At 69.0% G+C, this 9,399-nt stretch carries 11 protein-coding genes and 1 pseudogene; 4 read left to right on the top strand and 8 right to left on the bottom strand.

What is annotated here, in order from left to right; genetic code table 11:
• Nucleotides 1-30: 30 nt before the first annotated feature.
• Nucleotides 31-453 (bottom strand): superoxide dismutase, Ni, encoded by a 423-nt coding sequence (gene sodN, locus MSZK_RS12495; protein ID WP_099248224.1) that lies wholly within the window; start codon nt 451-453, stop codon nt 31-33.
• A gap of 22 nt (nt 454-475) precedes the next feature.
• On the opposite strand from sodN, the gene MSZK_RS12490 reads away from it, so the two are divergent.
• Genes MSZK_RS12490 through MSZK_RS12480 form a run of 4 tightly spaced genes read left to right on the top strand, consistent with a single transcriptional unit; the run spans nt 476 to nt 1,957 of the window.
• Nucleotides 476-814, top strand: coding sequence for a S26 family signal peptidase (locus MSZK_RS12490; protein ID WP_371411332.1), 339 nt, complete (start codon nt 476-478; stop codon nt 812-814).
• A gap of 40 nt (nt 815-854) precedes the next feature.
• Nucleotides 855-1,028, top strand: a complete 174-nt coding sequence (locus tag MSZK_RS12485) for a CsbD family protein (protein WP_099248222.1) — start codon at nt 855-857, stop codon at nt 1,026-1,028.
• A 2-nt stretch (nt 1,029-1,030) separates the two neighbouring features.
• Nucleotides 1,031-1,183 carry a hypothetical protein gene (locus MSZK_RS32635; RefSeq protein WP_199203308.1) on the top strand — a complete coding sequence of 51 codons (153 nt, stop codon included), beginning with the start codon at nt 1,031-1,033 and terminating at the stop codon, nt 1,181-1,183.
• 21 nt (nt 1,184-1,204) lie between these two features.
• Complete coding sequence (locus MSZK_RS12480) at nt 1,205-1,957, top strand: 5'-methylthioadenosine/adenosylhomocysteine nucleosidase (protein WP_099248220.1); 753 nt, start codon at nt 1,205-1,207, stop codon at nt 1,955-1,957.
• Between the two features lie 16 nt (nt 1,958-1,973).
• On the opposite strand, the gene MSZK_RS12475 is transcribed toward MSZK_RS12480, so the two are convergent.
• The 7 genes and pseudogenes from MSZK_RS12475 to MSZK_RS12445 form a co-directional block, all read right to left on the bottom strand.
• Complete coding sequence (locus tag MSZK_RS12475; protein WP_099248218.1) at nt 1,974-4,517, bottom strand: RNA helicase; 2,544 nt, start codon at nt 4,515-4,517, stop codon at nt 1,974-1,976.
• The gene (locus tag MSZK_RS12470; RefSeq protein WP_099248291.1) at nt 4,514-5,476 is read right to left on the bottom strand and encodes a lytic transglycosylase domain-containing protein; all 963 of its coding nucleotides are present in this window, start codon (nt 5,474-5,476) and stop codon (nt 4,514-4,516) included. The genes MSZK_RS12475 and MSZK_RS12470 overlap by 4 nt, the downstream gene beginning before the upstream one ends.
• 35 nt (nt 5,477-5,511) lie before the next feature.
• Nucleotides 5,512-6,648: a galactokinase gene (locus MSZK_RS12465; RefSeq protein WP_099248216.1), complete on the bottom strand. Its 1,137-nt coding sequence runs from the start codon at nt 6,646-6,648 to the stop codon at nt 5,512-5,514.
• A complete protein-coding gene (galT, locus tag MSZK_RS12460) occupies nt 6,645-7,748 on the bottom strand; it encodes a galactose-1-phosphate uridylyltransferase (protein ID WP_099248213.1) in 1,104 nt (367 codons plus the stop codon). The genes MSZK_RS12465 and galT overlap by 4 nt, the downstream gene beginning before the upstream one ends.
• Nucleotides 7,745-7,930: a hypothetical protein gene (locus tag MSZK_RS12455; RefSeq protein ID WP_142389915.1), complete on the bottom strand. Its 186-nt coding sequence runs from the start codon at nt 7,928-7,930 to the stop codon at nt 7,745-7,747. Before MSZK_RS12455 ends, galT begins: the two co-directional genes overlap by 4 nt.
• Nucleotides 7,931-7,973: 43 nt before the next feature.
• Entirely contained in the window at nt 7,974-9,209 is a 1,236-nt protein-coding gene (mmsB, locus tag MSZK_RS12450) for a multiple monosaccharide ABC transporter permease (protein WP_099248209.1), read from the bottom strand.
• A pseudogene (locus MSZK_RS12445) lies at nt 9,206-9,399 on the bottom strand (ABC transporter ATP-binding protein); the annotation flags it as partial. The gene mmsB and the pseudogene MSZK_RS12445, both read right to left, overlap by 4 nt.

Below are 9,399 nucleotides of genomic sequence, written 5' to 3'. Positions count from 1 at the left end.
GCGGCCGCGCGGTACTGGGAACAGTGGTGGTCAGGCCGGCGGGTAGACGCCCATGCCCTTGGCCTTCTCGGTCTGCCAGAAGATGTCCGAGATCTGGTCGATGGTGGCGAGCAGCTTCTCGGCCACCGCGGCGTCGGTCGACTTCTTGACGTCACCGGCACCGTGCACGCCGTCCCAGAACAGCTGGTGCAGGTTGGGGAACTGCTCGAAGTGCTCCTTGGTGAAGAAGTCGGCCCACAGCACCATCAGGTGATGCTTGACCTCCTCGGCGCGCTGCTCCTTGATGAGGATGGCGCGGGTCCGGAAGTGCTCGTCGTCGGAGTCGTTGTACTTCTGGATCGTCTTGAGGCAGGACAGCGCCTCGATCTTGGCCTGGGCGGGGTCGTAGACGCCGCAGTACAGGTCGCAGTGAGCGTGGGCAGGAGTGGCGTTGGCGAAAAGTCGATGCAGCATGGCCTTAACTTACCCTTTCAAGATGCGCGGGAACCATGGGCTCGGGTACTGGCCGCTGCGCCGGTTTCTGGTGGTCGAGGACTCCATGCGGCCCACCCTTGCGCCAGGTGACGGGCTGTTGACGGTTCGCGGCGGGCACCCCCGACCGGGCCAGCTTCGGGTGTTCCCCGATCCGACGCTGTCGTCGCGGTGGCTGATCAAGCGGGTCGGTGACGTCCGAGGCCGAGGCCGCGCCGCCACGTTCGAGGCGTGCTCGGACAATGCCGGTGCTCCGGGAGTGGTCGACTCACGACACTTCGGCGCGGTACCGGCGGCCGGTTCGTACCGGGTGGTGTGGACTGTGCGCGGCCGCCGAACCTGACCAGGGTTTCGCGATCGCGCTGCCGAGGTACAGAACCGCCATGGGTATCTCAGACAAGATCAGCAACAAGGTCGACGACCTCTCCGGTAAGGCCAAGGAGGGCGTCGGCAAGGCGACCGACGACAAGAGCACCGAGAACGAAGGCCGGCTCGACCAGGCCAAGGCGAGTCTGAAGGACGCCGGCGAGAAGGTCAAAGACGCCTTCAAGAGCTGACCATGGAGCGCAACCAGCCCCCGCCCGCCATTCCGGTGGATGCCAGGAAGGCCAGTGAGGACCAGCGCATCCGGCAGGATCAGCTCGACCACCGGGACGACGATCCCGCCGGCCCCGGCAAGGTGGATCGCCACCAGGTCGCCGACGAGACGTAGCGCGTCGGCCAGACTGAACGGGTGCCTATCGGACTGATCTGCGCCATCCCGGCCGAGCTCACACATCTGCGCACGCTGCTCGCCGACGCGGTCGCCGTGCGCGCCGCACACACCGAGTTCGTCACCGGGAGGCTGGACGGCCATAGCGTCGTGCTGGTGGGCTCGGGGATGGGCAAGGTGAACAGCGCCCTCGTCGCGACCGTGCTGGCCGACCGATTCGGCTGTGCCCCAATCGTTTTCTCCGGTGTGGCCGGCGGACTGGACCCGCAGCTGGCGGTTGGCGACGTGGTGATCGCCGACCGGCTGATCCAGCACGACTCCGGGCTGATCGAGGACGGCGGCCTGCAGACCTATCAGGCCGGGCACGTGCCGTTCATCAATCCCACCGACCGGCTGGGCTATCACGTCGACGCCGCGTTGCTGGCCCGGGTGGTCGATCGGCTGGACGGCTTCGTCCTGCCCGCGCTGTCCGGAGCCGCCGGCGGCGGCGCGCGCCCGGCGGCGATCCGGTTCGGCACGGTGTTGTCCGGCGACCAGTACGTGCACAGTGACGGCACCCGGGAGACACTCCAGCGCGAATTCGGCGGCCTGGCCGTGGAGATGGAAGGCGGCGCCGTCGCGCAGGTCGCCGAGGCGTTCGGGGTGGACTGGTTGGTGATCCGCGCGCTGTCGGACCTTGCGGGCCGCGATTCGCGGTTCGACTTCCTGGCCTTCGTCGACGAGGTGGCCGCCTCCTCGGTGGCGATCCTTCGTCGGCTGCTGCCCGTGCTCTGAGCCCTACGCCGCCCGGTCAGTCCAGCCGTCCGGCGTCGAGCAGCCGGATGACCGCCACGCCCTGCTCGTCGGAAGCGCTCAGGTCCACCTCGGCATCGAACCCCCAGTCGTGGTCGCCGGCTGGGTCGTCGAGGATCTGGCGAACCCGCCAGACGTCGGGCTGCCGGTCGAGGATCAACCTGGCGGGGCCGCGCGCGTCGGCTCCGGTGCCGACGTCCTGGTGCTCGGCGAAGTAGCGGTCCCCGACCTCCTCCCACCGCTGGGCCGACCAGCCGGAACCGGCGTCCAGCTCGCCGAGCTCGTGCCAGCGCCGCCGGGCGAACAGCTCCACCCGCCGGAACAGCGCATTGCGCACCATCGCGGTGAAGGCGCGCTGGTTGCCGGTCAGCGGGCGCGCCCGCGCCGGCACCGGCGCGGGCGCATCCAGCGGCTGATCCGGACTGGTGAGCTGCTCCCATTCGTCGAGCAGGCTCGAGTCGACCTGGCGCACCAGTTCGCCGAGCCACTCGACGATGTCGGTGAATTCCTCGGTGCGTGCGGCGGCGGGCACCCCGGAGCGCAAGGCCTTGTAGGCGTCCGACAGGTAGCGCAGCACCGCGCCCTCGGATCGGGTGAGGCCGTAGACGCTGACGAATTCCCGGAACGTCATCGCCCGCTCCCACATCTCGCGCACCACCGATTTGGGCGACAGCCGTGCGTCGGCCGCCCACGGGTTGGTGCGCAGGTACACCTCGAAGGTGTGCGTCAGCAGTTCGTCGAGTGGCTTGGGGTAGCTCACCTCGTCGAGGAGTTCGATCCGCTCGTCGTACTCGATGCCGTCGGCCTTCATCGCGGCCACCGCCTCACCCCGGGCCTTGTTCAGCTGCGCGGCCAGGATCTGGCGGGGATCCTCCAGGGTGGCTTCGATGACCGACACGATGTCGAGCGCGTAGTCCTCGCCGGCCGGGTCCAGCACGTCGACGGCGGCCAGCGCGAAGGTCGACAACGGCTGGTTCAGCGCGAAGTCCGGGGGAAGGTCGACCGTGAGCCGGTAGCGTCTGCCGTCCGGGTCGGGTTCGTCGAGGCGTTCGAGGACCCCGGCCTGCAGCAGCGACCGCGCGATACCGACCGCCTCGCGGATGTGGGCGAGCTGGCGCTTGCGGGGCTCGTGGTTGTCGGTGAGCAGCCGGCGCATCGCGGCGAACGGGTCGCCGGGCCGGTCGACGACGTCGAGGATCATCGCCGTCGACACCCGCATGTTCGAGGTCAACGGCTCGGGTGAGGCATCGACCAGCCGGGTCATCGTCGACTCGTTCCACGGCACCATGCCCTCGGGTGCCTTGCGGCGCACCAGCTTTCGGCGCTTCTTCGGATCGTCGGCGACCTTGGCGAACTGCTTGAGGTTCTCCACCTCATGGTCGGGGGCCTGCACGACCACGGTTCCGGCGGTGTCGTAGCCGGCGCGCCCCGCCCGGCCGGCGATCTGATGGAATTCGCGTGCATTGAGCAGCCGGGTGCGGGTGCCGTCGTACTTCGACAGCGCCGAGAACACGACCGTCCGGATCGGCACGTTGATGCCCACGCCGAGCGTGTCGGTGCCGCAGATGACCTTGAGCAGACCGGCCTGAGCCAGCTGTTCGACCAACCGCCGGTACTTGGGCAACATGCCGGCGTGGTGCACACCGATGCCGTGCCGGACCAGTCGGGACAGGGTGGCGCCGAAGGCGGTGGAGAACCGGAACGCGCCGATCGCGTCGGCGAGGTCGGCCTTGTCCTGCTTGCTGCTCACGTTGACGCTCATCAAGGCCTGCGCCCGCTCCAGCGCCGAGGCCTGGGTGAAGTGCACGATGTAGATCGGCGCCTGTTTGGTGTTCAAGAGGTCGCCGATGGTCTCGTGCATCGGGGTGGTGGCATAGGAGTAGAACAGCGGCACCGGCCGTTGGGCATTGGCGATCAGCGCCGTGTCGCGGCCGGTACGGCGGGTGAGGTCGGCCCGCAGCGAGGTCACGTCGCCGAGGGTGGCCGACATCAACAGGAATTGCGCCCGGGGTAGCTCGAGCAGCGGCACCTGCCAGGCCCACCCGCGGTCGGGGTCGCCGTAGAAGTGGAACTCGTCCATCACCACCAGGCCGATCTCGGCGTCCGCGCCTTCGCGTAGGGCGATGTTGGCCAGCACCTCCGCCGTGCAGGCGATGATCGGTGCGCCCGCGTTGACCGCGGCGTCGCCGGTGAGCATTCCCACGTTCACCGCGCCGAACACCGCGCACAGCGCGAAGAACTTCTCGCTGACCAAAGCCTTGATCGGTGCGGTGTAAAAGCTGCGATGCCCGGCTGCCAGCGCCGCATAGATCGCTCCGGTGGCCACCAGCGATTTGCCCGAACCGGTCGGTGTGGCCAGGACGACGTTGGCGCCGCTGACCAGTTCGATCAACGCGTCTTCCTGTGCCGGGTACAGCGAGGTGCCGTTGGCCTGTGCCCATGCGGCGAACTCGGTGAACACCGCGTCGGAATCGGCGCCCAAGGATCGCAGGGCGGACAGGTCGCCGGGATCCTCGATCAGCGCACGGCCAGGGTCTGTCACTGCGGGTGGGTCGCCAGGTACTCGCCGACCGGGATCGGGGCGTCAGCGGAGTACCCGATCGGCAGCACGACGTCACCGTCGACGGTGAGGCAGTAGACGTCCCAGCGGTAGAAGCCGGCGAACGAGGCGGGATCGGCGGCCAGCACCGCGGCGTAGTCCTTGACTGCCGCCACGTAGGGGTCGGCATGGTTGTACCGGTAGATGGCATGGTCGGGATCGGCGGAGAAACCGTTGGCGGCCAGATAGCGACCGGCGGCCATGATGCTGTCCCGGGGTGCGCGGATGTCGCCGCCGTCGCCGTAGGCGGCGAACGTCGAGGGCAGGAACTGCATCGGACCGTCCGCACCCGCGGTACTGAGTCCGACGATGCTGCCCAGACGGGTCTCGATCAGGTTGATCGCGGCCAGGTAATTCCACCCGACGCCGCTGGCGGCTTGCGCCTCGCGGTAGTAGCCGAGCAGTTCGTCGGCGGGGGCGGGCGCCACGATGCGCCAGGCCGGCAGCGTGTCGCGCACGTGTGCCATCGCGGCGAGCTGGCGCCGCGCATCGACGTTGCGGTCGTAGGCCTCGAGCAGATTGGCGGGAATCCGGGGCCCGATGATGGCGTCCCATTCGGGGTGGCGGCCGATGGACCGGTAGGCCAGCTGCTGACGGCGGGCCGCGGCCACCAGTGCGGCCTCGGGCGTCGCCGGGTCGCGGATGGCGAGTTCGTCGGCGACCAGATCGTCGGCAAGCGTGGCGGGGTCGGTGGCCAGCCGGGGTTGCGCCCCGGCCGGCTCGGCCGGCTCGGCCGCCGGCGGCGCTGCGGTGCTCTCGGCGGCGGGTTCCACCGTGGTACTGGTGGGTGTCGCGGTGGAGTCCGTGCAGCCGACGGCCGCGCACACCAGCAGCACCAGGGCGAGCAGTCCGCCGCGCCGCAGTCCGCGGACAGCCGCCAGGGTCGCGCGGGTGCCAGTCATGATGCTCGGAGGGTATGTCATGACCGCCGCGGCGGTCACCGGTACAGCGGGTTCGCTGCGCGGTCGTCGGCCGCCGGACCCGCCCCGGCGCCGGCCCAGGTCCGGGAGATGACGGGTGCGGTATAGCCGCGGTCGAGCACCTGCGCCCGCACCGCGGCACTGACACCCTCGATCCGTGCGGCGTCGACCAGGCTGATCACACAGCCGCCGAACCCGCCGCCGGTCATCCGCGCCCCCAGCGCACCGGCCGCGACGGCGGTGTCCGCGATGAGATCGAGGTGCTCGGTGGTGATCTGGAAGTCGTCGCGCATCGAAGCGTGCGACTCGCTCAGCAATCGGCCCGCCGCGGCGAAGTCCGAACCCGACAGCGCGTCAACGAATTCCAGGACCCGGCGGTTCTCGGTGACGATGTGCCGGGCCCGGCGGGCATCCTCCGCGCTGGTGATCTGCGCCAAGGCACCCGGCCCGCGGTCACCGACATCGCGCAGGCTGGCGAGGTGCAGGTCGGCCGCGGCCCGCTCGCACGACGCGCGGCGCGCCGCGTACTCACCGTCGGCGTGCCGGTGGGTGGCGCGCGAGTCGATCAGCAGCAACGCGATGTCGCGGGCGTCGGGGTCGAATGGCACCGGCCGTACTGCCAGGGTGGCGAAGTCGATCAGCTGCGCATGCCGCGGTGCACCGTACAGAACGGCCAGCTGGTCGAGTAAACCCGTTGGGGCGCCGACATAGTCGTTCTCGGCGCGCTGCGCGATCCGGGCGGCTTCGGTGCGGTCCAGACAGCGGCCGGTGGCGGCCAGAAGCGCACCCAGCACCGCGCACTCCAGTGCCGCCGACGACGCCAGGCCGGCACCGCTCTGGACGCCGCCCGCGATGGCCAGGGTGCCGCCGGGCACCGGGTGGCCGGCCCGCTGTACCGCCCACACCACACCCGCCACGTAGGCGGCCCAGCCGGTGACCTCGCCTGGTGCGGTGTCCAGCGGGAAAGTGACCGGCGCCAGCTCGCGGTCGCTGCGCACGCTGATCGAAGCCTCCCCGGTGGGGGTGAAGGTCACGGCGGTGCGCTCGGGCAACGCGATGGGCAGCGCGAAACCGAGGTTGTAATCGGTGTGTTCGCCGATCAGATTGATCCGTCCCGGTGCCGAGTAACGCACCGCAGCGCCCGCCGCGGTCATCGCCGGGCCGCGCGGATCGACTCGGCGACGGCCTCCGGGGTGACGTCATTGATGAAGGCGTCCATCGCGGATTCCGAGCTGGCCAGGTACTTCAGTTTGGTGGCGCTGCGCCGGATCGACATCACCTCGACGTGGAAGTAGCCCTCGCGCTGGGCGTTGGTGTCGCGGTACTGGTGCAGTGCCGCCATGTAGGGCAACGGGGTGGGGTAAAGGCGGTCCAGCCGGGCCAGGATGTCGGAGTACATCCGGGTGAACTCGTCGAGCTCGGCATCGTCGAGTTCGGTGAGGTTGTGCACGAAGCGGTTCGGATAGATGTGCACCTCCACCGGCCAGCGCGCCGCGAACGGCACGAATGCGGTGAAGGCGTCGCTGCGTGCGACGATCCGGGTACCGTCGCGCACCTCGTGGGCGAGGACGTCGGCGAACAGATTGGTGCCGGTGCGGTCCCGGTGTGCCCGGGCGGCCCGCAACATCTCGTCGGTGCGCGGCGTCAGATACGGGTAGCCATAGATCTGGCCGTGCGGATGGCCAAGTGTCACACCGATTTCCGCACCCCGATTCTCGAAACAGAACACCTGCTCGATGCCGGGTGCGGCCGACAGTTCGGCGGTGCGGTGCCGCCAGGCCTCGACGACCAGGCGCGCCTGGCCGAAGTCGAGGCCGGCGAACGAGCCGGTGTGATCGCTGGAGAAGCAGACCACTTCGCAGCGGCCGTGACTGGGCGCGGACACGAAGTCGGTCCCGGCGATCGACGGGAGCGCGAAGGCCGCGTCGGCTGCACCGGCCAGGCTGGCGAACCGGTTCTCGAAGACGACGACGTCGTAGTCCGGGGCGGGCACCTCGCTGGTCAGTCCGGACGGGCCGGGGCACAGGGGGCACCGGTCCGCCGGCGGCAGGTGGGTCCGGTCTTGGCGCAGAGCCGCGATGATCACCCACTGGCCGGTGGTGCGATCGAAGCGAAGCTCGGACTGCATGGCGCAGCGATCAGGCAGGACCCGAACGTCGGCAACCGGTGCGCACTCGTGGCCGGGGAGGTCGAAGAACAGCAATTCGCGTCCGTCGGCCAGGGTCCACCGGGTTGGGGACGGGCCCGGCCTCACCGCGACGCGCTCTGGCCCAGCCTCAGCCAGGGTCGGCGCAGCGCCTGCTCGCGCTGGGCGGCCCGGGCGTCCAGGATCTGCTGGTAGCGCGCCACGAGTTGGTCTCGCGTCATCCCGAATTCCGGCAGCACCTCGTCGGCGGGCGGGCCGCCATAGGGCGCCCAGCTGCGCATGAAGGTCACGATGTCATGTTCGAATCGATCAGCCGGCCCGCCGTGCAGCACGTCACGACCCGCCCTTCTTCTTGTTGTAGATATCGAAACCGACTGCGGCCAGCAGCACCAGACCCTTGATGACCTGCTGGACGTCGCTGCCGATACCGATCAGGGACATTCCGTTGTTCAGCACGCCGAGCACGAAGCCACCGATGATGGCGCCGAACACCGTGCCGACGCCACCGCTGGCCGAGGCGCCGCCGATGAACGCCGCGGCGATGGCCTCCAGCTCCATTCCGATACCGGCTTGCGGCGTCGCGGAATTCAGCCGCGCAGCGAACAGCAGACCGGCCAGCGCGGACAGCAGACCCATGTTGACGAAGACCAGGAAGGTCACCCGCTTGGTCTTCACCCCGGACAGCCGCGCCGCCGCCTCGTTGCCACCGACGGCGTAGACCTGCCGGCCGAAGACGGTGCTGCGCATGACGAAGGCATAGACGACGAAGGCCACCGCCAGGATGATGCCGACCACGGGCACGCCGCGGTAGCTGGCCAACAGCAGGGTGAAGGTCGCCAAGGCGGCGACGATGGCGACGCACTTGAACACGAACCAGCCCACGGGTGCGACGTCGAATCCGTAGCGTGACTGGGTCCTTCGCTGGCGCACCTGTTGCCAGACCGCGGCGACCATGACCAGCACGCCGAGGATCACGGTGGGCAAGTGGTAGAGGCTGCGGCCGCCGATTTCCGGGAGGAACCCGCTACTGACCTGCTGGAAACTGCGGGGGAAGGGAGCGATGGACTGTCCCTGCAGCAGGTACTGGGTGGCGCCGCGGAAGACCAGCATTCCCGCCAGCGTCACGATGAACGACGGAATCCCGACGTAGGCGATCCAAAAGCCTTGCCAGGCACCGATCAACGCGCCGAGCAGAAGGCAGACCACCACCGCGACGGGCCACGGCATGGCATGGCGGATCATCAGCACCGCCGACATGGCGCCGATGAACCCGGCGATCGAGCCGACGGACAGGTCGATGTGACCGGAGATGATCACGATGACCATCCCGATCGCCAAAATGAGGATGTAGCCGTTCTGCTGCACGATATTGGTGACGTTCAGCGGCTTCAGCAGGATCCCACTTGTCCAGACCTGGAACAGGATCACGATCACGGCCAGTGCGGCGACCATGCCGTACTGCCGGAAGTTGCCCTGCAGTGCCGCTATCAACCGTCCGCCCGCCGGATTCGGTGGTGGTGAGGTCGGGGGAGTGCTCGGTGCGGTGCTCACCGTGGGGGTGGTCGTCATCTACGTCCCTTCATCATGTACCGCATCAACGTCTCCTGGTCGGCGTCCTCGCGGGGCACCTCCGCGGTGACCCTGCCCTCGTTGAGGGTGTAGATGCGATCGCACAGGCCGATCAGCTCGGGCAGTTCCGAGGAGATGAGGATCAGTGCCTTGCCCTGTGCGGCAAGGGAATTGATGATCGTGTAGATCT

The organism is Mycobacterium sp. shizuoka-1, from assembly GCF_002723835.1.
Taxonomy (GTDB): domain Bacteria; phylum Actinomycetota; class Actinomycetes; order Mycobacteriales; family Mycobacteriaceae; genus Mycobacterium.
Note: the sequence above shows the minus strand (reverse complement) of the source record. Positions and strands in the feature narration are given on the sequence as shown.

Excerpts from the sequence above, each read along its gene's own strand:
- mmsB (WP_099248209.1), bottom strand. The coding sequence starts at position 9,209 with ATGACGACCACCCCCACGGTGAGCACCGCACCGAGCACTCCCCCGACC.
- sodN (WP_099248224.1), bottom strand. The coding sequence starts at position 453 with ATGCTGCATCGACTTTTCGCCAACGCCACTCCTGCCCACGCTCACTGC.
- MSZK_RS12465 (WP_099248216.1), bottom strand. The coding sequence starts at position 6,648 with ATGACCGCGGCGGGCGCTGCGGTGCGTTACTCGGCACCGGGACGGATC.
- MSZK_RS12490 (WP_371411332.1), top strand. The coding sequence starts at position 476 with ATGCGCGGGAACCATGGGCTCGGGTACTGGCCGCTGCGCCGGTTTCTG.
- MSZK_RS12470 (WP_099248291.1), bottom strand. The coding sequence starts at position 5,476 with ATGACTGGCACCCGCGCGACCCTGGCGGCTGTCCGCGGACTGCGGCGC.
- MSZK_RS12485 (WP_099248222.1), top strand. The coding sequence starts at position 855 with ATGGGTATCTCAGACAAGATCAGCAACAAGGTCGACGACCTCTCCGGT.
- MSZK_RS32635 (WP_199203308.1), top strand. The coding sequence starts at position 1,031 with ATGGAGCGCAACCAGCCCCCGCCCGCCATTCCGGTGGATGCCAGGAAG.